The sequence below is a fragment of the Pseudomonas gingeri genome, assembly GCF_013386165.1.
GTDB lineage: Bacteria > Pseudomonadota > Gammaproteobacteria > Pseudomonadales > Pseudomonadaceae > Aquipseudomonas > Aquipseudomonas gingeri_C.
In genome coordinates, this window is record NZ_JACAOS010000022.1 from 17,354 (window position 1) to 41,333 (window position 23,980).

Annotated in this window: 20 protein-coding genes; 4 read left to right on the forward strand and 16 right to left on the reverse strand. The window is 64.2% G+C overall.

The genetic code is table 11. The features are described from left to right. Positions 1-31: 31 nt before the first annotated feature. From HX866_RS27775 to HX866_RS27810, 8 genes are all read right to left on the reverse strand, one after another. Entirely contained in the window at positions 32-1,138 is a 1,107-nt protein-coding gene (locus HX866_RS27775) for a methyl-accepting chemotaxis protein (protein ID WP_371319293.1), read from the reverse strand. A gap of 495 nt (positions 1,139-1,633) precedes the next feature. Next, positions 1,634-2,536 (reverse strand): hypothetical protein, encoded by a 903-nt coding sequence (locus HX866_RS27780; RefSeq protein WP_177140856.1) that lies wholly within the window; start codon positions 2,534-2,536, stop codon positions 1,634-1,636. 185 nt (positions 2,537-2,721) lie between these two features. Continuing rightward, positions 2,722-3,177, reverse strand: a complete 456-nt coding sequence (locus HX866_RS27785; protein WP_177103139.1) for a glycine zipper domain-containing protein — start codon at positions 3,175-3,177, stop codon at positions 2,722-2,724. A gap of 207 nt (positions 3,178-3,384) precedes the next feature. Further along, a complete protein-coding gene (locus tag HX866_RS27790) occupies positions 3,385-4,467 on the reverse strand; it encodes a tryptophan 7-halogenase (RefSeq protein WP_177140857.1) in 1,083 nt (360 codons plus the stop codon). Continuing rightward, entirely contained in the window at positions 4,468-6,492 is a 2,025-nt protein-coding gene (locus HX866_RS27795) for a LodA/GoxA family CTQ-dependent oxidase (RefSeq protein ID WP_177140858.1), read from the reverse strand. A 210-nt stretch (positions 6,493-6,702) separates the two neighbouring features. Next, a complete protein-coding gene (locus HX866_RS27800; RefSeq protein WP_177140859.1) occupies positions 6,703-9,051 on the reverse strand; it encodes an FdhF/YdeP family oxidoreductase in 2,349 nt (782 codons plus the stop codon). Continuing rightward, complete coding sequence (gene fdhD, locus HX866_RS27805) at positions 9,048-9,887, reverse strand: formate dehydrogenase accessory sulfurtransferase FdhD (protein WP_177091016.1); 840 nt, start codon at positions 9,885-9,887, stop codon at positions 9,048-9,050. Before fdhD ends, HX866_RS27800 begins: the two co-directional genes overlap by 4 nt. A 112-nt stretch (positions 9,888-9,999) precedes the next feature. Then, complete coding sequence (locus HX866_RS27810) at positions 10,000-10,872, reverse strand: LysR family transcriptional regulator (protein WP_177091014.1); 873 nt, start codon at positions 10,870-10,872, stop codon at positions 10,000-10,002. 136 nt (positions 10,873-11,008) lie between these two features. Here HX866_RS27810 and HX866_RS27815 point away from each other — a divergent pair, with 136 nt between their 5' ends. Further along, positions 11,009-11,287, forward strand: coding sequence for a LysM peptidoglycan-binding domain-containing protein (locus tag HX866_RS27815; RefSeq protein WP_177140860.1), 279 nt, complete (start codon positions 11,009-11,011; stop codon positions 11,285-11,287). Between the two features lie 204 nt (positions 11,288-11,491). Here the strand turns inward: HX866_RS27815 and yrfG are convergent, their stop codons facing one another. Beyond that, complete coding sequence (gene yrfG / locus HX866_RS27820) at positions 11,492-12,157, reverse strand: GMP/IMP nucleotidase (RefSeq protein ID WP_177140861.1); 666 nt, start codon at positions 12,155-12,157, stop codon at positions 11,492-11,494. Between the two features lie 89 nt (positions 12,158-12,246). Here yrfG and nudE point away from each other — a divergent pair, with 89 nt between their 5' ends. Next, positions 12,247-12,813, forward strand: coding sequence for an ADP compounds hydrolase NudE (gene nudE / locus HX866_RS27825; protein ID WP_100944033.1), 567 nt, complete (start codon positions 12,247-12,249; stop codon positions 12,811-12,813). Beyond that, on the forward strand, positions 12,810-13,652 hold the full coding sequence (gene cysQ / locus HX866_RS27830; protein WP_177140862.1) for a 3'(2'),5'-bisphosphate nucleotidase CysQ: 843 nt from the start codon (positions 12,810-12,812) through the stop codon (positions 13,650-13,652). The genes nudE and cysQ overlap by 4 nt, the downstream gene beginning before the upstream one ends. A 113-nt stretch (positions 13,653-13,765) precedes the next feature. Here the strand turns inward: cysQ and HX866_RS27835 are convergent, their stop codons facing one another. Genes HX866_RS27835 through rfbB form a run of 7 tightly spaced genes read right to left on the reverse strand, consistent with a single transcriptional unit; the run spans position 13,766 to position 20,858 of the window. Next, a complete protein-coding gene (locus HX866_RS27835) occupies positions 13,766-14,221 on the reverse strand; it encodes a YiiD C-terminal domain-containing protein (RefSeq protein WP_177103133.1) in 456 nt (151 codons plus the stop codon). A 22-nt stretch (positions 14,222-14,243) separates the two neighbouring features. After that, positions 14,244-15,632 (reverse strand): sigma-54-dependent transcriptional regulator, encoded by a 1,389-nt coding sequence (locus tag HX866_RS27840; protein ID WP_177091004.1) that lies wholly within the window; start codon positions 15,630-15,632, stop codon positions 14,244-14,246. Further along, positions 15,629-17,443, reverse strand: coding sequence for a sensor histidine kinase (locus tag HX866_RS27845; protein WP_177091002.1), 1,815 nt, complete (start codon positions 17,441-17,443; stop codon positions 15,629-15,631). Before HX866_RS27845 ends, HX866_RS27840 begins: the two co-directional genes overlap by 4 nt. 37 nt (positions 17,444-17,480) lie before the next feature. Continuing rightward, positions 17,481-18,365, reverse strand: a complete 885-nt coding sequence (gene rfbD / locus HX866_RS27850; RefSeq protein ID WP_177140863.1) for a dTDP-4-dehydrorhamnose reductase — start codon at positions 18,363-18,365, stop codon at positions 17,481-17,483. Beyond that, positions 18,362-18,907 carry a dTDP-4-dehydrorhamnose 3,5-epimerase gene (rfbC, locus tag HX866_RS27855; RefSeq protein ID WP_177090998.1) on the reverse strand — a complete coding sequence of 182 codons (546 nt, stop codon included), beginning with the start codon at positions 18,905-18,907 and terminating at the stop codon, positions 18,362-18,364. Before rfbC ends, rfbD begins: the two co-directional genes overlap by 4 nt. Beyond that, on the reverse strand, positions 18,904-19,779 hold the full coding sequence (rfbA, locus tag HX866_RS27860; RefSeq protein ID WP_177090996.1) for a glucose-1-phosphate thymidylyltransferase RfbA: 876 nt from the start codon (positions 19,777-19,779) through the stop codon (positions 18,904-18,906). Before rfbA ends, rfbC begins: the two co-directional genes overlap by 4 nt. Next, complete coding sequence (gene rfbB, locus HX866_RS27865; RefSeq protein ID WP_177090994.1) at positions 19,776-20,858, reverse strand: dTDP-glucose 4,6-dehydratase; 1,083 nt, start codon at positions 20,856-20,858, stop codon at positions 19,776-19,778. The genes rfbA and rfbB overlap by 4 nt, the downstream gene beginning before the upstream one ends. A gap of 186 nt (positions 20,859-21,044) precedes the next feature. On the opposite strand from rfbB, the gene HX866_RS27870 reads away from it, so the two are divergent. Next, entirely contained in the window at positions 21,045-23,957 is a 2,913-nt protein-coding gene (locus HX866_RS27870; protein WP_177140864.1) for an aminotransferase, read from the forward strand. Positions 23,958-23,980 lie beyond the last annotated feature (23 nt).

Genomic DNA, 23,980 nt, shown 5'->3' on the forward strand with positions numbered 1-23,980 from the left:
ATCACTCTTGCAAAGGGGGAAGGCGGAAATACTAGAAAAAGGTCACTTCGCTGCTGGCGCTCATCTGCGCCTGGCCATGGCGTTCTTCATCGGTGGTGAAGCGCTGGCGCTGGCGTTCGAGCCAGGCCGCCGGATCCTTGAGGCTGCTGTCCTGGCGGGCAATGGCGTCGAGCAGGTGGGCGAGGTCGATCTGCACGTGATCGAGCATCTGGTCGGTGCGATCCTGGAATTGCAGGTTGACCATGATTGCCTGGATGTCGGCTTGGGTCGCACGGGCATCCTGCTGCAGGGCGCGGGAGGCGTCGGTCAGTTCGTTGAGGTTGTCTCCCAGGCGGGCCATGACCTGGGTCACCGAGCGGTTGAGGAAGTCCAGGTTGGCCTGTTCGCTGGTGCCCAGTTCCGCCGCTTCGGCGATGGTGGTCTGGATCGCCAGGTTGATTTCGCCGACCTTGGCGTCCATGCCCTGGCCGGTTTCGGCGGACAGGGTGGAGAGTTTGCGGACTTCGTCGGCGACCACTGAAAAGCCCCGCCCGTACTCGCCGGCACGGGCCGCCTCAATGGCGGCGTTGAGGGCCAGCAGGTTGGTCTGGCTGGCGATTTCCTGGACCCGCTTGGCCATGTGCTGCAACTGGCTGGCGTAGTCGCCCAAGTGACTGATGGTGTCCAGCAGATCGTGCTGGCGCTGGCTGCTGGCTTCGAAGGATTGCGTCACTTCATGCAGGCGCTGGTTGGCGTCGCGCAGGCTTTCGCCGACACCGCCACTGCCGAGGATATTTTCGGAGTTGTGCAGGCCGCCTTCCAGGCGTGTGGCGATGCTGGCAAAACGCTGGAACAGCTCACTGATATTGGCTTGCAGCAGATCGCGGCTCTGGCCGATGCCAGCGCTCCAGGCCGGGGCGACTGCGGGCAGCAAGGTATGCAGGTCGAGGTCGGTCTCGTCAGTATCGGGTACTGGCGTAAGGGCGGGGAGGGTGGCCGGTGTCGACAGCTGGGTGGCGCGCAAGGCCAGGGAGGCCACCGCGACTATGAGCAGGCCGGTGCCGATAAGAAGGGACTGATTGAAGAACAACCCGAGGGTACTGAGCCCGATGCCTAGCCAAACTCCAAAGTAGATCCGCATCTCCTGCTTCCATTGCATAGCTCAAGGACGGCGGATCATATCGGTAGCATATTGATATCAATATCGGGATAACCCTTAATCCTGTAGGACGAAAGGCCCGGTTTTCGGGGACGCGGCCGGGGTTTCAAACGGCCGGCCGGGTGAGTTGTCTGAACCGTCATTCAGCAACGGCGCTGGCTGCTGAGGGAATGGTGCAAAGGCTCTAATCGGCGGCTTCTAGGAATTAGGCTTAAGGTTTGGTAACAGAAAAGATGTAATGGAATGTAACGTCTTGAGAACGCCACGAACCTTGTAGGAGCCAGCTTGCTGGCGATAAGGCCTTGAGCCTTGCGTTGCTCTTCCGGCAGTCATCGCTGGCAAGCCAGTTCTTACAAAATGGCCTGTTGCAGGCGGCTTAGGTGGCCGCCTTATAACGTGCCGCGTCAGTGTACGAACAGTGCAATCAGGATGATCACAGGGATCGGTACGCCTAGAAAAAACAGCAGTAGTGAGCGCATTTTTGTTCTCCTTGGGTTAGCTCAGCGTGGTGGCGTGGGTCGGGTAGTCGGCGCTTTCCACGGAGTGCACGCCATCGCGCTGGCGTCCGCCGAAGGTGGCGGCCAGGCTGGCAAAGAAGGCGCCGATCAGCAGGGCGATAAAGAGCCACAGGGTCGACCAGGCAGCCACTTTCGCCGCGCTGTCGGCTGCCTGTCGGGCTTTGTTGGTGGTGGCGTCGAGGTCCTGGCGGGCTTCGCCGTAGACCTGGTCGACCCGCTGCTCCGCCTGGGTTTGGGAGAGGTCGGTGCGTTGGGTCACCAGTTGCGCCAGGTAGGCATGGTCTTCGACGCTTAATGCGCCGACACCCAGGTTGCGGGCAAAGATGCGCGTGACCACGCCATGGGCAGCGTCTTCAGTGACGGCCACGGGACGGTCGTCACGAAAGAGTTTGTCGATGTAGTAGTTGCTACTGTCCGCGGCCTTGCTCTGCAGCGCGCTGCTGCTTGCCGTGGCGGCACCGGCCTTGACCCCGCCACTCACCAAGCCGCTGACGGACCCGGCGACCAGGGTCACCGTCACCAGGGTGGCGACGGCCCAGGCGAGCAGGCCATGGGCGGTATCGCGGAAATAGACTTCGTCGTCATGCAGGTTGGCCCATTTCACCCGCAGGCGACCGGCGAGGTAGCCGCCCATGCCGGAGGCGAGGATCTGGGTCACGGCCAGCCAGATAATCGCCGACACGCCGAGGCCCTTGGCGCTGGGACCTTCACCGGCCCAGGGTGACATCGTCGAGAAGCCCAACCCGGCGCCGAGCATGAGTAGCAGCAGGGAGAGTGCCGCAGCGGCGGCGGCGCCCGCGAAGATCGCCGCCCAGGAAACCCCTGAGTGAGTCGACGCATCGTGGCGTATGGCAGATGAGTATTGAGTGTGCTCGATCATTGTTGTTCTGCTCCATGAATGAAAGACGTGCAGCCTTCATTCAGAACAGAGCAGAGCGCATGCCAACCCGTTTTATCGCTGAATTGTCAGCGTTATCAACAGGTTGGTTTTTTTAGAGGGTCTGAAGCCCATGCAAACTGCATGATCGGACGCGGGTTGACGGGCGTTATGCATTGACCGGGTGGTCAGTGATCCCAATGCCGGCGATGTTTGCGATGGCCATGACCGTGGCTGCGATGGTAGTCGCGGCGATCGCCCCGGTAGCTGCGATCTTCGCGATTGCTGGCGTTGCCCATGTAGTTGCCCAGCGCGCCGCCCGCACCACCGCCGGCGGCTGCGCCGAGCAGGGCGCCGTTGCTGCCGCCCATGCTGCGCCCGACCACGTTGCCGCCGGCCGCGCCCAGTGCGCCACCGATGGCGGCTTCGCCACGGCTGTGTTTGTTGGCGCCAACCGCGCTACCACCGGCACCGCCCAGGGCCGCACCGATGGTTGAACCGGTGTTGCCGCCCAGGGATTGACCGACGGCGGAACCGAGCACGCCGCCCAAGGCGCCGCCGATACCGGCTTCGGTGGTACCACCGGCGCAAGCGAGGCCACTGGCCAGGCTCAGGGACAACAAAAGAATCGACGAGAACTTCATGTGAGAGGAGCCTCCAAGGGATGACGGCGCGATCCTGAGGCTTGTGTAGGAATAGTTACAATGGTAATCCGACGAGTAACACGGATTGTATACAAAATCATAACTTACTGTTTTTAAACGGGAACTTAGTCGAATTTAGTCGGTCCTACGTCCCTTGAACCCGCCCGTTTTGTGCCTTCTGCGCCGCCGAACAGCGTTTTTCCGGACCTAGCGCCGGCTCCAGAAAGCCGATTCGCTCCAACGCTTTTCCATCCCATAGAACTGCTGCCGGTTGTTCAGGTAAGCGGCGTAGATCCGTGTCAGCAGATCGGCATAGCCGGGCAATGCTTGCGCATCGCCTTGCAGCGCGGCATGCACGGCCTGGGCGCAGTGTTGACCACAGTAAAGGGCGGTGGCGATACCCTGCGAGGACAGTGGGTCGAAGGACAGCGCGGCATCGCCAACGGCTACCCAGCGTTCGCCGTGAAACTCTGAAAGCCTCCCGCTGCCAGCGTCCATGCCGTGGACCGAGGTGCCTGGGCGGTAGCCGTGGCTTTGGCACAATCCCCACAGCAGGCGCGTTTGGGCCAGCTGTTGCCAGAGGCCTTCGCTGCTCAGCAACTGTTGGCGATCCAGCAGGTCGAGATCGCTGAGGTAGGTCACCAGCCGTTCCCCCGAGGGCAGCAGCACGCTGTACCACCAGCCGTGCTCGACCGCCTCGACCAGGGTTCGGCCGTCCTGGTCGGTGCCTTGCGAACTGTGCAGCAACAGATAGAACGCCACCAGCCGATCATCCGTCAGGCGCTGTGCACCTTGCTGGCGTGCGAGCACGGCCGGGCGGCCGCCGGCGTCGATCAGCCAGCGGCTGTGGGCCAGGTGTTCGTGGCCGTCGCGCGTCAGTTGCAGGTGAAAACCTTCCCCGTCGGCGGTCTGGCTCATTCGCGTGGAGGTGTGAACCGAGACCCCGGCCTGCCGAGCCGCCAGGCGCAGCTGGTTGTCGAAAGCGGCACGGTCCAGTTGAAAGCCCTGGCCGTGGGTATGAAAAATGAAGTCGTCCGTGTGGGGCTCGTCGGAGCCCCACACGGAGACATTGCCGTAGCTGGTGCGATGCCTGGAGGCGAGAAAGCTGTCGAGTACCCCCAGGTCACTGAGCAGCGAACGTGCCGAAGGTGGAAAACCCTCGCCCACCCGAAAGCGCCCGGCGGGCGTCGAGTCGGCCAACAGCACGCGCCAGCCCAGGCGACCGAGGGTAATCGCAGTCGCCGAGCCAGCCGGGCCGCCACCGAGGATGGCGACGTCGTAGCGCTCCATCTAGATCGGACGTTTCCCGGGGTTGACGCCGCGAGGTGCCTGCAATGCTTCTTCCTGGCTGCCGAAGTTGGCGCCTTTGGGCGGACGGGGTCCCGCGCTCGGCGGACTGCCCGCCGCGGCAAAGTCGGCCGCCAATTGCGGGCTGGCAAAGGTCTGCGCCTGGGTAATGGCCGGACCATAGCTGGCGACCATCATGGTGTCGGGGTACAACGGATTGCCGGGGACACCCTGGCGCACTTCCAGCAGGCCCATGGAGCCGAAGATATCGACCATGGTCTGCATCTGTACTGCGGTCGGGGTCTTTTTCGGATAGTTGATGTCCAGCGGCGCGTTCCAGTTGCTGCGTTCGGCAAAGGCGTCACGGCGCTGTTCCGGCGCCACCGCCGGGTCAATGACCAGATCGTAATCGGCATCGCTGAGGACCTGGTTGGGCACGCGGGCCGGCCAGAACGTCGAGGTGAACGGGTTGTAGGCCTGGTCATAACCGCCCCGGCAATAAGCGGTGTCGGCTTGCCAGGGCAGACCCATCCAGCGGTTCAGGTCGCCGGGGGCTTGTCCGTACAGCGGACCGCCGACGGCCAGCGCCTGGGTCTGATCCAGGGTCGCGCCGTAGTCCGGTTGCGGGCTGCCCGCTGCGCGCTGGCGAATGCGCCAGGGCTTGGCGTACAGCGGCAGGTGGCGCATCGGCCAGGTCAGTTCGCAGCCGGGGTGGAAGGCGTCGGCCAGGCAGAAGTCGAGGGCCGCGCGGTCGAGCATCGCCGGCTGTTCGGCCAAAGGCACGGAGTCGAGGTGCCCCGGCGGCGGTTCGCGGGTCCAGTCGGCTTCGAAGTTGCCGGCGGCCCAACTGCTCAGGGCCAGGTACTGGGTCTGGGTAATCGCCGAATTCTGCCGTGGGCTCTGGTTCGGCACCGAGCTCATGAAGTCGCCGTAGATCCAGGGCCAGGGCAACACGTTGCCATCGCTCGGATCGGGCTGGCGGAAGCTGTTGAGAATCTGCCGACGGGTTTCGGCGAACAGGTCGTAGTTGCCCGGGGCCGGCTTGCTCGCCAGTTGGGCGATAAAGCTCGGGTCCTCGAAGTTGTAGCGGCCGTTATGGCCGAACTGGGTGGCGAAGCCCTGGTTGACCCATTGCAGGCCCGACAGGCGTTGCAGGATCGGGTAGACATCGGTGCGGAACGACACCGAGGTGTTCGGCGTCAGCCAACCGGCCTGGATGAACAGGTCGTAGGTCAGGTCGTACAGCGTGCGCACGGCCTTGACCTGGGGTGCGTAGTTCGGGGGGGCGGTGACGACCCAGGCCGACTCCACCGGGATCGAGCGCCCGCCGATGCTGACCTGGGCACTGACCGGGCCGTCGGAGGTGTCGTCGAACCAGCCGTCGGCGTTGATGAAGCTGTTGCCGTCGAGCGGGTTGAAGATCGGCGTGCCTTTGGGCGAGGCCGAGACGCCGCGTCCGCCGAGGAACAGCAGGCGGCCCTGGGCATCGGTGCGCAGTTCGCCGAGATTGACCGGAGTGCCTTCGTATTGCCCGTTGAATTCGACACCGCTCTGGTTCGGCCCGCTGATGTTTTGCAGGCCGCCGTCGATGGTCAGGGCCGCGCGGGCCGTGGGGTCGGTGATCTTCGCGTTGCGCAGGGGCAGCACCACCGTGGCGGCTTCGGGGATGTCCATTGCCAGTTGCCACTGATACCACTGCGCCTTGCTGTTGGCGACATGGGCCGACCAGACGATATCGGCGTTTTCGACGGTCAGTTCAGCGACCACTTCTCCGGCCAGGTTGTAACCATACAGCCGGAACTCGGCGGCCTGGCGCTTCAGCGCGCCCTGGGCATCGCGGTAGAACCCCTGGGGTTCGGGGCGCGGGGAGGTCACCTGGGGGCCGACAAAGTATTCCGCCTCGCTGTTGCCGACCCGCGCCACGCCAATGGCGGGGTGGATGGCGGCGCTGACGATGCGCTTGTCTTGGCTGGGGGAGGAGGGGGTGTCGCCGTGATGGTGCGTGGTATGGCCGGGCGTGATCGACATGAAGGCTCTCCGCAATCCGTGCTAAAGAGGACGTTGCCCGACCTGCGGGCAGGATCCCTGGGCGGGTGCCAGACAGCACATTCGCCTGAGTGAATGTGGGGCACCGCCCGCAGACTTTAGTAAAGGGCCATCGGTTTGTCGAATGGCCTTTTGCTATGGTCCGGGCGGCTATCCGACGCTCGGGTTATAGCGCGCGTCGCGGGGCCTCGATCAACTCGCCTTGGCCAGGATCAGCCCGGTTTCGCTGGCCGGCTCCAGGACAATGGCGACGAACTTGGAGGTCGGGGTGTGGCTGCCGTCGCCGATGCTTTCCAGCGGCACCAGCGGGTTGACTTCCGGGTAGTAGGCGGCGGCCTGTCCGGCGGGGATATCGAACGCCAGCAAGGTGAAGCCCTTGACCCGGCGCTCGCGGCCGTCTTCCCAGAGCGAGACGATGTCGGCCTTCTGGCCCGGCTTGAAGCCCAGGCGGATGATGTCCGCTTCATTGACGAACAACACGTCGCGCTGGCCCTTGACCCCACGGTAACGGTCGTCGAGGCCGTAGATGGTGGTGTTGTACTGATCGTGGGAACGCATCGATTGCATGATCAGATGCGGCACCTTGCCGGTGGCATGGATGCGCTCGTGGATCAGGTCGGCCGGCAGGATGTTCGAGCGGAAGTTCGCCCGGCCCGACGGCGTGTGCCAGCGGCGCATGCCCGCGGAGTTGCCCAGGTGGAAACCGCCAGGGTGTTGAAGGCGCTGGTTGAAGTCCTTGAAGCCGGGAATGGTATCGGCGATCAGGTCGCGGATACGCCCGTAGTCGGCCACCAGCCAGTTCCAGTCCACCGGCTTGGCGCCGAGGGTGGCCGCCGCGATGCCGGCAATGATCGCCGGCTCCGAGCGCATCAGTTTCGACTGTGGCTGCAACTGGCCGTTGGAGGCGTGGACCATGCTGAACGAGTCTTCGACGGTAACCGCCTGCGGGCCTTCGCTCTGGATATCGATGTCGGTGCGGCCCAGGCACGGCAGGATCAGCGCTTCCTTGCCATGGGTCAGGTGGCTGCGGTTGAGCTTGGTGCTGATCTGCACGGTCAGCTCACAGTTGCGCAGGGCTTCGAAGGTCCGTGGGCTGTCCGGGGTCGCCTGGGCAAAGTTGCCGCCCAGGCCGATAAACACCTTGGCCCGGCCATCGAGCATGGCGTGGATGGCTTCGACCACGTTATGGCCGTTGCTGCGTGGCACCTTGAACTGGAAGCGTCGCTCCAGGGCGTCGAGGAAGGCCACCGGTGGACGCTCGTTGATGCCCATGGTGCGGTCGCCTTGCACGTTGCTGTGGCCACGCACCGGGCACAGGCCGGCGCCGGGCCGCCCGACATTGCCGCGCAGCAGCATCAGGTTGGCGATTTCCTGGATGGTCGGTACCGAGTGCCGGTGCTGGGTGATCCCCATGGCCCAGCACATGATGACGTTCTTGCCTTTGACGTACATCCGCGCCGCTTGCTCGATCTCCACCAGGGTCAGCCCCGATTGCGAAACGATCTGCTCCCAGGACGTGTCATCGATGGCGGCCAGGTAGTCGAGGACGTTGGCGGTGTGTTCGTTGAGGAAGTCATGGTCGAACACCAACGGTTCGCCCGCCGCCTGGGCTTCGCGTTCCCATTGCAGGAGGAACTTGGCCATGCCGCGCAGCACGGCCATGTCGCCGCCCAGGGCCGGACGGAAATAGGCGGTGTTGGTCGGCTTGTCGCCGTTAGTGAGCATTTCCAGCGGGTGCTGCGGGTGCTGGAAACGTTCCAGGCCGCGCTCCTTGAGCGGGTTGATGCAGACCACCTGGCCGCCGCGTTTCACCGCTTCACGCAGCGGTTCGAGCATCCGTGGGTGGTTGGTGCCGGGGTTCTGGCCCCAGACGAAAATCGCGTCGGCGTGTTCGAAGTCGTCAAAGGTCACGGTGCCTTTGCCGACCCCGACACTCTGGGCCAGGGCGACGCCGCTGGCCTCGTGGCACATGTTCGAGCAGTCGGGAAAGTTGTTGGTACCGAAGGCCCGGACGAACAGTTGATAGAGGTACGCCGCCTCGTTGCTGGCCCGGCCCGAGGTGTAGAACTCGGCCTGGTCGGGGCTGGTCAGGTTGAGCAGGTGCTTGGCCACCATGGCATAGGCGGCCTCCCAGCTGATGGGCTTATAGCGATCGGTGAGCGGGTCGTAGCTCATCGGTTCGGTCAGGCGACCCTGGTATTCGAGCCAATAGTCGCTTTGCTCGAACAGCGAGGTGACGCTGTGCTTGGCGAAGAACGCCGCATCCACGCGCCGTTTGGTGGCTTCCCAGTTGACCGCCTTGGCGCCGTTCTCGCAGAACTTGACCATGCCGCTTTCCGGCGAGTCGCCCCAGGCGCAGCCCGGGCAGTCGAAGCCGCCGTTCTGGTTGGTCTTGAGCATCATGCGCAGGTTCTTCAGCGCGTTGTCGCTGGTCAGCCAGGCCTGGGCCACGCTGATCAGCGCGCCCCAGCCCCCCGCCGCCCCTTTGTAGGGCTTGTAGCGTGGGGTCGGTGTCTGATCGGCTTGTTGATGATTGCTCACGCGGGTTTCTCCATCGCAGGACTGTAGACCCGCGGCGCATTTTTCTGCGGCAGGTGGATGAGATTGAGGTTGTGCCGGCGTGCCCACTGCAGGGCCAGGCCGGTGGGCGACGACAGGCTGACCAGGGTCTGGATGCCGGCGCGCAGGACTTTCTGGATCAATTCGAGACTGCAACGGCTGGTGACAATTGCCAGGCCGCCGGCGGTCGGGATGTTTTGTCGGATCAGCGCGCCGATCAGCTTGTCCAGGGCGTTGTGCCGGCCGATGTCTTCACGGCCCAGCAGCAGTTCACCCTGGCCGTTCATGAACACGGCGGCATGCACCGCCCCGGAATATTGCCCCAGGGGCTGGAAGGCGCTGATGCGCTGGCGCAGGCCTTCGAGCCATTCTGCCGGCGGCAAGGGCGCGCCGGGCAGTACGCTCAGCTCGGGCAGTGCCTGCTCCAGCGCTTCCACGCCGCACAGGCCGCAGCCGCTGGTACCGGCCAGTTGGCGACGTTGCTGCTTGAGGTTCCAGAACGCACGACTGGCGATTTCCACCTGGGCGTACTGGGCCGAACCGTTGCCGCTGAGCTTCAGGTCGTAGATTTCAGAGGCGTCGGCAATGATGCCGCTGCCGAGGCTGAAGCCGACGATAAAATCTTCGAGGTCTGTCGGAGTGACCAGCATGACCGCCTGGTTGATGCCGTTGTAGGCAATCGCCAGGGCCACTTCTTCGGCAAGGGCCGTCTCAGCGCTTTCGCTGTGATCGAGGCTGCTGTACTGATAACTCTGGCTGGCGGCGGGCACGGCTGTCGAGGCGGCAGGGAGCTCGCAGGCCGGGTCCTTGGGGTTCATGAGGTATTTACCGGCGGAATATCCAGTGTCAAGACTAGGCGCGACAAAGGGTCGCGTCTAATCGCTAGTACTGATCTACCGATAGAGCGCGTCGATCAAGCTTCCTGGCTGATCAATTTTGATACAGGGCGAAGCAGGCTTCCGCCAGCGCCGAGCGCGGTGCGCCACGGCGCATGATCAGGCCGAGGCGGGCCAGGGTGCGGGCCTCGGCGATGGGTTGCAGGCGCAGATGCTCGGTCAGGTCTTCAAGGCCACCGTGCAATGGCATGATGGCGCAGCACAGACCGCCGTGGACGGCTTGCAGCAACTGATGAACGGCATCGGTTTGCAGCAACGGTTGTGGGGTCAGGCCACGGCTGTGGAAGTTGTGGTCGATGGACTGGCGAAAGTGCATGCCGCTGGTGAGCATGCCCAGGGGCAGCTCGATCAGCGCCTCCCAGCTCAGGGGTTGCTCGCTGAAACTGAAGAAACGCTGGTCGTAGAGCAGGCCCATGGGGGTTTCGTCGAGGGTCAGGGCTTCGAAGCGTTCGGTGTCCAGGCGCTCCAGGTAGGACACGCCGAGGTCCAGGCGGTTGCTCGCCAGTTGTTCGAGGATCTGCTCGGAGCTCCAGGCCGAGAGTTCGAAGCGCAGGCTCGGGTGTTCGCGGTGCAGGCGTTGCATCAGTTGTACCGGATCGAAGCTGGACAACGGCACGACGCCCAGGCGCAGGGTGCCGACCAGGTTGCCGCGACAGGCCGCGGCTTCGGCCTGCAGGCCGTCGTAGGCCGCGAGCACGGTGCGGGCCCAGGCGAGTACCCGTTCGCCGGGCGCGGTGAAACCTTCGAAGCGTTGGCCGCGGTTGACCAGTTGCAGTTCGAGTTCTTCTTCCAGGCTGCGCAGGCGCATGGACAGCGTCGGCTGGGTGATATGGCAGCGCGCGGCCGCCTGGCCGAAGTGCCGGGTCTCGTCCAGGGCAATCAGGAATTTCAGCTGTTTGATGTCCATCGTCGCTCCGCGGGCTGTACAGCGGTGGATTCTAGCGCGCCTGGACTATGCTTGTTGATTGGTGGATCGGAACCTTGCCGGACGTCACCGATCAGGTCTTTCGCGTCTTGGCGTTTACATCCAAGGAGAAAGAGCCATGAGCCTTTTAGATACGCTGAAGAACCTCTTGCATCCACAACCCACGGCCGACAAACCGCCCGACAACCCGTGGCAAGTTCCGCCGGTGGAGGATCCGCTCGTTTCGGTGCCGCTGTTTGACACCTACACGGTGCAGCCGGGCGATACGCTGAGCATGATTGCCGAGCAGAAATTGCACGATGCGGGGCGGTGGCCGGAAATCGCCGAGGCCAACCGAGCGACAGTGCCGGACCCGAACAATATTCGTCCGGGGCAGGAACTGAAGATTCCGCGTTAGCGCAGGGCATTGCGCCAATGCCGGTCAGTTAAGAAAACTCTCAAACCTGACTGAGGAGTGTGGCGAGCGGGCTTGCCCGCGCTGGGGTGCGAAGCGCCCCCAAAACCTGTAATCGCGGTGTATCAGGTGTAGCCGGGACGATGGTTTTACGACTGCTTCGCAGCCGAGCGCGGGCAAGCCCGCTCGCCACAAGTTCAAATTGCGTTATTCCAGGCCTTCGATCAATGCCCGGTAATCACCCACGGCTTCGAATTCCTCGGTGTCCTTCGGCCCTTTGCGGCTGTCCGGCTCGCTGACCGCGAGCAGGTGGGCCACGCCGAAACGCCGGCCGCTGCGCAGGATCGGCAAGGTGTCATCGATAAACAGGCTGCGGGCCGGGTCGAAGCCGATATCGGCTTGCAAGGCGTCCCAGAACTGCGGGTCTTCCTTGGCAAAACCGTAATCATGGGAACTGATCAGCCGTTCGAAATAGGGCGCCAGCTCGATCCGCTCCAGCTTCAATGACAAGGAGTCGCGGTGGGCGTTGGTGATCAGGATGACCCGTTTGCCGGCCTGGCGGATCGCCGCCAGAAAGGTATCGGCATCCGGGCGCAGGGCGATCAGGTGCGCCGTCTCCAGCTTCAACTCACGCACTGGCAGCTTCAGTTCGGAGCTCCAGAAGTCCAGGCAGTACCACTTCAACTGGCCGGCATTGTCCTTGAACAAGGGCATCAGTTCCTGCTCGGCCAGTTCCCGGCTGACGCCATGCAGTTCGGCGTACCGCTGGGGCAGGTGCTCCATCCAGAAGTGGTTGTCGTAGTGCAGGTCCAGCAGGGTGCCGTCCATATCCAGCAGAACGGTGTCGATGTCGCGCCAGGGCAATGAGGGCATGGGAAACTTCTCGAACGGTAAAAAACAGGAGGCAACAGAGAATCGGAAAGCCACGGTATAGTAACCCGTTCACGCCCAGGAGCCGCCCCATGCGCCAGAAACCCACCGTCCTCGCCCGCGAGATTGTCGCCAGCAGCCGTTTGTTCCGCGTCGAAGAAGTGCAACTGCGCTTTTCCAATGGTGTTGAACGGACCTACGAACGCCTGGTCGGCCGGGGCGCCGGTTATGGAGCGGTGATGATCGTGGCGATGATCGATGCCGAGCATGCCTTGCTGGTGGAGGAGTACTGCGGCGGCACCGACGAGTACGAGCTGTCCTTGCCCAAGGGCCTGATCGAGCCGGGTGAGGACGTGCTGGCGGCAGCCGAGCGTGAGCTCAAGGAAGAAGCCGGTTATGGCGCGCGGCAGTTGGAGCATTTGACCGAGCTGTCCTTGTCGCCCGGCTATATGAGCCAGAAGATTCAGGTGGTCCTGGCCACCGAGCTGTACGAGGAGCGCCTGGAAGGCGACGAGCCGGAGCCGATGCGGGTCGAGCGCGTCAACCTGCGTGAATTGTCCGCGCTGGTGCAGAACCCGCAGTTCAGCGAGGGCCGTGCCCTGGCGGCGTTGTACCTGGTGCGAGACCTGTTGACCCAGCGTGGAGTGTTTCAATCGTGAGTGAGTTTTTTTCGAATCTGCCGCACCCGCACCTGGCCCCGGTCATCGAACTGGCGCGCCGGGCCGGTGAGGTTATCCTGCCGTTCTGGCGGGCGAATGTGCAGGTCATGGACAAGGCCGATGCGTCGCCGGTGACCGCCGCTGATATTGCCGCCCATCATCTGATCCTCGACGGCCTGACGGCACTGGACCCGAGCATTCCGGTGTTGTCCGAAGAGGACGCGGATATTGCCCTGGCGGTGCGCGCCGGCTGGCAGCGCTGGTGGCTGGTGGACCCGCTGGATGGCACCAAGGAATTTATCGCCGGCAGCGAAGAGTTCACGGTGAACATCGCGTTGATCGAGCAGGGACGGGTGGTGTTTGGCGTGGTGTCGATGCCGACCAATGGCCGCTGCTATTTCGGCGGCGCTGATTTGGGTGCGTGGCGTGCGGACGCTGATGCCGCACCGCTACCGATTCGCGTGCGTGACGTACCGGCGGCGGGAGAGGCGTTTACCGTGGTCGCCAGTCGTCGGCATTCGAGCCCTGAGCAGGAGAAGTTGCTGGCGGGGTTGAGCAGCAGTCTTGGCGAGCTGGCCTTGGCGAATGTTGGCAGTTCGCTGAAGTTCTGCCTGCTGGCCGAAGGGGCGGCGGACTTTTATCCGCGTCTGGCGCCAACCTCGCAGTGGGATACGGCGGCGGCCCAGGGTGTACTGGAAGGTGCGGGTGGCGAGGTGCTGGAACTGAGCGGCGAGCGCTTCAGCTATCCGCCGCGGGAGTCGTTGCTCAATCCGTTTTTCCTGGCGCTGCCGGCCAATGCGCAATGGCGCGGGCAGTTGCCGGGCTTACTGCGTGATTGAAAACACCGTTGAACCCTGTAGGAGCCGGCTTGCCGGCGATGAGGCCCTTGAGTCTTGTGCCGCCCAAACGGACGCCATCGCCGGCAAGCCGGCTCCTACATGGGGTTGTGTTGTCAGCGGTGCAGCACGTACTGCCCGCTGAAACGCACCGCCGCCTCCTCACTGCCCTCATTCACCACCCGCGTCTCAAGCGTCAGCCGCGCCCGGCCATAACGCTGGTAGGTCGCCAGGAATTTCTTCCAGACCTTCTCTTGCGGCGCGTCGCAGATCGCCTGGGCATCCCCGGTCACCGGTAACGGATAACCGATCTGCCCCTCCTGGATCACGATATGCCCATCCTCGATGCCGGCTTCGCGCAGGCTCAGGTGCAACCAGCCCCAGCCGGCCAGTACCGCGCCGCAATAGAGGCTGCCGCCGAACATGGTGCTCTTGTGGTTGACGTTGGGTTCCAGCGGCAGGTGCAGGCGCAATTGCCCGGCCTGCCAGTCCACGACCTTCAGTTTCATGTCGCGGGTAAGCGGAATGTCGTGATGGAGAACGGATTCCAGGTAACGACTGTCGCGGTTCATGCACTGACCTCTTGGCGGTGATTCATTCGAGTTCGTCGCTGGCGGCGGTGCCGACGCTGTCGAAGCTCAAACCGTGTTTGCGCAGCTTGTCGTGCAGGGTCTTGCGCGGAATCCCCAGCGCCTCGGCCAGGCTGCGCAGCGAGCCATGGGTGCGCGCCAGCTCGGCTGCGATCAAGGATTTCTCGAAGTGCTCCACCTGCTCGCTCAAGCTGCCGCCCGGATGCCCGGCAATGTTCGCATCGAGACTCTCCGGCGTATTGTCCAGGGCCAGTTCCAGGCCGAGGGCGAAGCGCTCCGCGGCATTTTGCAGTTCGCGGACATTGCCCGGCCAGGCATGCCGCAACAGCAGGCCGCGCTGCGCCGGTTGCAGGGTATGGGGCGGCAGGCCGTGGCGGGTGCTGGCTTCGTCGGCAAAGTGCTGGAACAGCATCAGCGCGTCTTCACCTCGTTCGCGCAATGGCGGAATCCGCAACGGCGCGACGTTCAGCCGGTAATACAAGTCGGCCCGGAATCGTCCCTGGTCGGCGGCCTGGCGCAGGTCTTCCTTGGTGGCGGCGATCACGCGGATATCCAGGGGAATCTGCTGGTTGCCGCCCAGGCGCTCGACCACCCGCTCCTGCAACAGCCGTAGCAGCTTGACCTGCACATCCAGGCTCATGCTTTCGATTTCGTCGAGGAACAGCGTGCCGCCGTTGGCGAATTCGAACTTGCCGATCCGGCGTTTCTGCGCCCCGGTAAAGGCCCCCGGTTCATGGCCGAACAGTTCGCTTTCCACCACGGATTCGGCCAGGGCCCCGGCGTTGATCGCCACGAAGGGACCGTTACGGCGGTTCGACAGGTCGTGCAGCGCCCGCGCCACCACTTCCTTGCCGGCGCCGGTTTCACCGAGGATCAATACATCGGCGCGGGTCGCCGCCAGGGCGCCGATCTGTTCGCGCAGACGCAGCATCAGCGGCGAGTGCCCGACCAGGCGCGCACTGAGTTCCTGACGGTCGCTCAGGGCTAGGCGCAGGCTGCGGTTGTCCAGTACCAGGCGGCGCCAGGCCAGGGCCCGGCGCACGCTGTCGAGCAGGGCATCGCTGGCGAAAGGCTTCTCGAGGAAGTCATAGGCGCCGGCGCGCATGGCCTCCACGGCCAGGGGCACGTCGCCGTGACCGGTGATCAGCAGCACCGGCAGTTCCGGGTCCTGGTCATGCAGTTCCTTGAGCAGTTCCAGGCCATCCATGCCCGGCATGCGGATGTCGCTGACGATCACCCCCGGCCAGTCGCGCTCGATCTGCGCCGCCAGGCCCTGGGCTTCGGCCAGGGTCAGGATCTTCAGGCCGGCCAGGTCCAGGGTCTGGCCCAGGGCCTGGCGCAAGTGGGGATCGTCGTCGATCAGTACCACCTGGATCTGGTGGTCGATTTTCATACACTCGAGTCCTCGGGTGGTTGCAAGCTGACCCCCGGCGCGCCGGCGCGCATCCGCAGGGTGATCAAGGCACCGCCTTCACGGTGGTTGGCAAACAGCAGCTCGCCGCCGAAGGCACGCATCAGTGAATCGCAGATGGCCAGGCCGAGGCCCAGGCCTTGGGTCCGCGTCTTGGTGGTGTAGAACGGCTCGCCGGCGCGGTCCAGGGCCTCCAGGCAGAAGCCCGGGCCATTGTCGCGAATCGTCAGGCTGACGCCCTGTTCGGAGGATTGCGCACTCAACCAGAGTTTACGCGGCGGGCCCTTTTCGGTCAGCGCATCGAGGGCGTTCGCCAGCAGGTTGCCGAGCACCTGGCGCAGGCGGGTTTCACCGGCCTGGACCCACAGGGCCGCCGCCGGCAGGTCGCGGATCAGTTCGACTTCCATGGCCCGCCGGCGCTTGGCCAGCAAGGCCAGGGCATCGTCCAGGGCCGGTTGCAGGGCCACGCTTTCCGGGGCATGCCGGTCGCGGCGGGCGAAGGCGCGCAGGTGGGCGATGATCGAGGCCATGCGTCCGGTCAGTTCGCTGATCAGCTTGAGGTTGCCGCGGGCATCGTCGGTGCGTTGGTGGTCGAGCAGCACTTCGGCGTTTTCCGCGTAGCTGCGGATCGCCGCCAGCGGCTGGTTGAGTTCGTGGCTGATGCTCGCCGACATGGTGCCCAGGGCCGAGAGCTTGCCGGCCTGGACCAGGTCGTCCTGAGCGCGCACCAGCTCCTGCTGGGCGTGTTCACGCTCCAGCACTTCCTGCTTGAGGCGGCGGTTGAGGCCTTCCAGGTCACTGGTCCGTTCGGCGACACGCATTTCCAATTCACGCCGGGCCTTGGCCTCGAAGGCGATCCGTTCCAGGTAATGGCGACGCCGCTGCATCATCAGGCCGAGCAGCAGCATCAGCACCAGCAGGGTCGCGCCGCCGACCGCGACGACGGTGCGCACCGGACGATCGACCAGGGTCCGGGGGGCGAGGATGCTCACGTTCCAGCCGGTTTCCTCGATCTGCTGGGTCTGGGTCAGCCAGGCATCGGGATTGAGGTTCAGCGGCTGCGGGTTGCGGGTCGGATAAGGTTGCACGGCGGTGATCGCGTCGCGCTCCTGTTCGCTGAGCGCGCGGGTCGAGCGGAAACGCCATTCCGAGTGCGAGGTGAGAATGACCACGCCGTTCTGGTCGGTCATCATCAACTGTTCCGGGGTCTTGCCCCAGAGGCTTTCGGTGCGGTCCAGATCGACCTTGACCACCAGCACCCCGATGATCTTCTGCCCTTCATGCACGGCCGCGGCAAAGAAGTAGCCGCGTTTGCCCGAGGTGGTACCCAGGCCGAAGAAGCGCCCCAGGCGCCCGGCCATGGCTTCGGTGAAGTAGGGGCGGAAGGCGAAGTTGCGATTGACGAAACTGTCGTGCTTGTCCCAGTTGGAGGCCGCCAGGGTCTTGCCGTTGGTGTCCATCAGGTACATGACTTCGGCGCCGCTCTGGGCGCAGATGCTTTGCAGCAGGCTGTTGGCATTGCTCAGGCGCAGGCCGTGCTCCGGCTCCTCGAGGGCATCACGCAGGGCTGGCAGGTCGCCGAGGATCTGCGGCAGGACCTCATAGCGGTGCAGGGTGCCCAGCAGGTTGGCGACATAGAGGTCGAGGGTCTGGCGGTTCTGGCTCACCAGTTCGTTGCGGTAGTAACGCTCGGCCAGGTGTTCCAGCGGCCACAACAGCGGCGCCAGGCACAGGAACAGCAGGGCGAGGCTGCGCCAACGGGGTCTGCGGGGAAGGGTGGGGCTCGTGATCATGAAGAGAATGCGCCGGTAGAGTCCGACGCATTATGTCTCAGCCCTGCTCCGCAAGACACTCGCGTAATGCGGTGTGCCAGTCGGGTTGGGCAACCTGCCATTCGTGCAACAGGCGGCTGCAATCCAGGCGTGAGTTCAACGGCCGGCGGGCGGGCGTCGGGTAGGCGCTGGAGGGAATGGCTTCGAGCAAGGCGCAGGGCTTGTTCAGGGCCAGCAGTTGCTCGCCGATGGCCTGGGCAAAACCGAACCAGGAAGTTTCGCCGTTGGCGGTCAGGTGGTAAGTGCCCCAGGCCCCGGCATGGCCGGCCTGCCAGCGTTCGATCAGGGCGCGGGTGCTGTTGGCGATGGTGCCGGCCCAGGTCGGTGCACCGATCTGGTCGGCGACGATGCGCAACTCGGGCTTTTCCTGCAACAGGCGTTGCATGGTCAGCAGGAAGTTGCGCCCGTGATTGGAGTAGACCCAACTGGTGCGCAGGATCAGGTGCTGGCCGTGGGCCGCAGAGATGGCCCGCTCGCCGGTCAGCTTGCTGTCACCGTAGACGCTCAACGGGTTGGTCGGGTCGTCTTCGCTATAGGGCGTTTCCTTGCTGCCGTCGAACACGTAGTCGGTGGAGTAGTGGATCAGCGGGATGCCCAGGTCCGCGGCTTCCTGGGCGAAGACGCCCGGCGCCGTGGCGTTGATGGCGAACGCCAGGTCCACTTCGCTTTCGGCCTGGTCGACCGCGGTGTAGGCCGCCGCGTTGATGATCAGGTCGGGGCGCTGGGCCCGGACGTGTTGACGAATCTGTTCCGGGTGCGCCAGGTCGAGCTGGTCGCTCCCCAGGACAATCAGCTCGCCCAGGTCGGCGAGCCGCTGTTGCAGCGCCCGGGAGACCTGGCCGTGTTGGCCGCTGATAAGGATTTTCAGGGGTGAGGTGTTCATTCGAACAGGTCGGCCTCGTGCAGGAGTTTACCGTTCAGGTCCTTGGCCGACAGCTGGGGAACACCGTCGAATTCCCAGTCGATGGCCAGGGTTGGATCATCCCAGCGAATGCAGCGTTCGGCGCTGGGGGTGTAATAGTCGGTGGTCTTGTAGAGGAACTCGGCGGAATCGCTGAGGACCACGAAACCGTGGGCAAAACCCTCGGGTATCCACAGTTGGCGGTTGTTTTCGGCGGACAGGCGCATCGCTGCCCATTGGCCAAAATGGGGCGAGCTACGGCGAATATCCACGGCCACATCCAGCACTTCACCGGCAATCACCCGCACCAACTTGCCCTGGGTGTGTTCCAGTTGGTAGTGCAGGCCACGCAAGACACCCTGCTGCGAGCGCGAGTGGTTGTCCTGGACGAACGCCACATCGAGCCCCGTGGCGTCCTGGAACGCCCGGGCATTGAAGCTTTCATAGAAAAAACCGCGCTCGTCGCCAAAGACCTTGGGTTCGAGGATCAGTACCCCCGGCAGGCGTGTTGGCGTTGCTTTCATCGATGCTCTCCCGCGACGGTAAACAGGTATTGGCCATAACCGGTCTTGCCGAAGTATTTGGCCCGCTCCAGCAGATACTCACGGTCGATCCAGCCGTTCTGGTAGGCGATCTCTTCCAGGCAGGCGACTTTCAGGCCCTGGCGATGCTCGATGGTCTGCACGTACTGCGAGGCTTCCAGCAGGCTGTCATGGGTCCCGGTATCGAGCCAGGCAAAACCCCGTCCGAAGCGTTCGACATGCAGGTCGCCGCGCTTGAGGTAGGCGTTGTTGACGTCGGTGATTTCCAGCTCGCCACGGGGCGAAGGCTTGACCGCCTTGGCAATCTCGATCACCGAGTTGTCGTAGAAATACAGACCGGTCACCGCATAGCTGGATTTCGGCTTGGTCGGTTTTTCCTCGATGGAGAGGGCGCGACCTTCGCTGTCAAAGTCGATGACGCCGAAGCGTTCCGGGTCCTTGACCCAGTAGCCGAAGACCGTCGCGCCGCTCGGCCGGCGTGCGGCGTGCTTCAACTGCTCGCCGAAATGCTGGCCGTGGAAGATGTTGTCACCGAGAATCAGGCACACCGGATCATCACCGATAAAGTCTTCGCCGATCAGGAAGGCCTGGGCCAGGCCGTCCGGAGACGGTTGCTCGGCGTAGCTCAAGTGCACCCCGAACTGGCTGCCGTCGCCCAGCAGGTTGCGGTATTGCGGCAGGTCCTGGGGGGTGGAGATCACCAGGATTTCACGGATACCGGCGAGCATCAGCACCGAGATCGGGTAGTAGATCATCGGCTTGTCGTAGATCGGCAGCAGTTGCTTGGAAACGCCAAGGGTAATCGGGTGCAGACGGGTACCCGAGCCACCCGCGAGGACAATACCTTTCATCATGCCAACAATTCCTTATGGTCGAGCGCGCCCAGGCGCTCTCCTTGATAGCTGCCATCCTGGACGCGACGGCACCATTCCAGGTTCTCCAGATACCATTGCACGGTCTTGCGCAGGCCGCTTTCGAAGGTTTCTTCCGGGGTCCAGCCCAGCTCTCGCTCGATCTTGCCGGCGTCGATGGCGTAGCGCAGGTCGTGGCCCGGACGATCCTTGACGAAGGTGATCAGGTCGGTGAATTTTTCCACGCCGGCTGGACGCGCCGGTGCCAGCTCTTCCAGCAGGCCGCAGATGCCGCGCACCACATCGATATTCTTCTGCTCGTTATGCCCGCCGATGTTGTAGGTCTCGCCCACCACGCCGTCGGTCACCACCTTGAACAGGGCACGGGCGTGGTCTTCGACGAACAGCCAGTCGCGCACTTGCAGGCCATCGCCGTACACCGGCAGCGGCTTGCCGGCCAGGGCGTTGAGGATCACCAGCGGGATCAGCTTTTCCGGGAAGTGGTACGGGCCGTAGTTGTTCGAGCAGTTGGTCAGCAGCACCGGCAGGCCATAGGTGCGGTGCCAGGCGCGGACCAGATGGTCGGACGCCGCCTTGCTCGCGGAATACGGCGAGCTGGGGGCGTACGGGGTGGTTTCGGTGAACAGGTCATCGACGCCGTGCAGGTCGCCATACACTTCGTCGGTGGAAATGTGGTGGAAGCGGAACGCGCTTTTCTCGGGTTCGGCCAGCTTCGACCAGTAGCCGCGGGCGGCTTCCAACAGGCTGTAGGTGCCGACGATATTGGTCTGGATAAAGTCCGACGGGCCGTCGATGGAGCGATCGACATGGGATTCCGCCGCCAGGTGCATGATTGCATGGGGCTCGAAACGCGCCAGTACCGCGCTGACCGTGGCCTGGTCGACGATATCGGCCTGGACGAATTCATAGCGGCTGTCGGTGGCGATGCTGGTCAGTGATTCCAGGTTGCCGGCGTAGGTGAGTTTGTCCAGGTTCAGGACTTCGTGCCCGGTGTGGCGGATCAGGTGCCGGATCAGGGCCGAGCCAATAAAACCGGCGCCGCCGGTGACTAGAATACGCATATCGGTGTGCCTTCTTCCTTAAGCAGACTCAAGCTGAATGGAGCATAGCTTGTGGGCAGGCGTTCGGCGGTGCAAGTGCTACGGCGATGTATCCGTTTTCACACGGCTGACTTTAGCGCCACTCTTGCGTCTTGGTGGCACCAATGGCGATATAGGCAGCCAATAAAAACTTCAGGGAGTCCTTACATGTTGCTCACCACGTTGATTCATCGCGCCAGTTTGCCCAGCCCGGATGTCTCGGTGCAGCAGGCGCTGAACCTGCTTGAGGAACATTACGGCCTCTCTGGAACGCTGCAGGCCCTGGGCAGCCAGCAGGACCTCAATTACCGCGTCGACAGCGACAAAGGCCGTTTTGTCCTGAAAATCTGCCATGGCGATTACGCCACGCTGGAACTGCAGGCCCAGCATGCCGGCCTCGCGCACCTGGGCGAGCACGCCGGGTTGCGGGTGCCACGGGTGATTGCCGCGCGCAACGGCCAGGACCTGCTGTCCCTGGTGCTGGAAGGCGTGCCCCTGCACCTGCGTTTGCTGGAGTACATCGAAGGCCAGTCGCTGACCCACCTCAAGCACCTGGGCCGCGAACTGGTGATGGGCCTGGGGCAACTGTGCGCGGAGATGGATTTGGCCCTGGCCGACTTCCAGCACCCGGGTCTGACCCGCACCCTGCAATGGGACCCCCGGCATGCCGGTGCGCTGATCGAACATCTGCTGCCGGTGCTCAAGGACCCGGTTCGGCAAACATCGGTTCGCGACTCTGCTGCACAGGCCCTGCGGCACCTGCAACCCCTGGTCGAGGCCTTGCCGGTGCAGGCCATTCATCTGGATATCACCGACGACAACGTGGTCTGGCGGCGCGATGCCCAGCGCCACTGGCAGTTGCAGGGCGTGATCGACTTTGGCGACCTGGTCCGGACCTGGCGCATTGCCGACCTGTCGGTGACCTGCGCGGCGTTGCTGCACCATGCCGAAGGCGACCCGTTTGTGATTCTGCCGGCGGTCCAGGCCTACCACGCGGTCAACCCGTTGCAGCGCGAAGAACTGCGTGCGCTGTGGCCGCTGATCGTGGCGCGGGCGGCGGTGCTGGTGCTCAGCGGCGAACAACAGGTCGGCATCGACCCGGGCAATGCCTACAGCCGCGACAACCTGGCCCACGAGTGGGAAATTTTCCAGGTGGCCACCTCGGTGCCGTTCGAGCTGATGGAGGCGGCGATACTGACGGCTGTCGAAGAGCACCTGTCACCGGTTGCCGGCGAGGGCTTTGCGCCCTTGTTGCCCGGGCTGGTGGGCCGCGAGTTCGCCTTGATCGACCTGGGCGTGCTCAGCCCGCATTTCGAGGCGGGAAACTGGGAGCAGAGCGGCATCGATGAACGCCTGCTGGCCGAGGCGGCTGCGGCCCATGGGTTGGCGGCCAGTCGTTACGGGCAATATCGCTTGTCGCGCACCCGGCCCGACAGCGCCGCCGAGCCAGATACCTTTCCCTTGCACGTGGCCTTGCAGGTGCCGGGCGGCACCACCGTGGAGTCGCCCTTCGCCGGGACCCTGCGGATCATGGCCGATGGCGCCTTACTGTTGGCCAGTGCGCAACTGAGCGTGTGGCTGTGGGGGGTGAAGACGTCCCTCGCGTCCGGCGCCGCCGTGCTCAAGGGCCAGGTGTTGGGCGAGGCCGACGGCGCTGTGCGGGTGCAGCTGTGCCGCCATGCCGATCTCACGCCGCCGCTGTTCTGCACATCGTCGCGGGCTGCCGCCTGGCAGGCGCTATGCCCGTCGCCGGCGACCTTGCTGGGGTTGGCCTGCGATGCCGAGCTGGAACTGGACTCGGCAGACCTGCTGGTTCGGCGTGCCGCCAGCTTCGCCCGTACCCAAAAACACTACTACGTCGACCCGCCGCGTATCGAGCGCGGCTGGCGCAATCACCTGATCGACATGCAGGGCCGCTCCTACCTGGACATGCTCAACAATGTCGCGGTGCTGGGCCACGGTCATCCGCGCATGGCGGCCGAGTCGGCACGGCAGTGGTCGCTGCTCAATACCAACTCGCGCTTTCACTACGCCGCCGTGGCCGAGTTTTCCGAACGGCTGCTGGCCCTGGCGCCGGACTCCATGGATCGGGTGTTCCTGGTCAACAGCGGCACCGAGGCCAACGACCTGGCGATCCGCCTGGCCTGGGCCTACAGCGGCGGGCGCGACATGCTCAGCGTGCTGGAGGCTTACCACGGCTGGTCGGTGGCGGCGGATGCGGTGTCCACGTCCATCGCCGACAACCCCAAGGCCCTGAGCAGCCGCCCGGACTGGGTGCACCCGGTGACCGCGCCGAACACGTATCGCGGGGCGTTCCGCGGCAGCGCCAGCGCGCCGGACTACGTGCGCAGCGTGGAACACAACCTGGCCAGGCTGGCGGAAGAAAATCGCCAACTGGCGGGCTTTATCTGCGAGCCGGTGTATGGCAACGCCGGCGGTATCTCGTTGCCGCCGGGTTACTTGCAGCAGGTCTATGCCCTGGTCAGGGCCCAGGGCGGCGTGTGCATCGCCGATGAAGTCCAGGTCGGCTATGGGCGCATGGGCAAGTTCTTCTGGGGGTTCGAGGAGCAGGGCGTGGTGCCGGACATCATCACCATGGCCAAGGGCATGGGCAACGGCCAGCCGCTGGGCGCGGTGATCACCCGCCGGGAGATTGCCGAGGCGCTGGAGGCCGAGGGCTATTTCTTCTCGTCGTCCGGCGGCAGCCCGGTCAGTTGTCGTATCGGGATCGCCGTACTCGACGTGATGGCCGAGGAAAAGCTCTGGGAAAACGCCCGGGTGGTGGGCGGTTATTTCAAGGAGCGCCTGGAGGCGCTGGTCGACCGTTATCCGCTGGTGGGAGCAGTGCACGGCTCGGGCTTCTACCTCGGCGCGGAACTGATCCGCAACCGCGAAACCCTGGAGCCGGCGACCGAAGAGACCGCGCTGCTGTGCGACCGCTTGCGGGAGCTGGGGATCTTCATGCAGCCGACCGGCGACTATCTCAACATCCTCAAGATCAAGCCGCCGATGTGCACTTCCCGCCGCAGCGTGGATTTCTTTGTCGACATGCTGGCCAAGGTGCTCGACGAAGGATTGTAAAAAAGCATCGCCAGCAAGCCGGC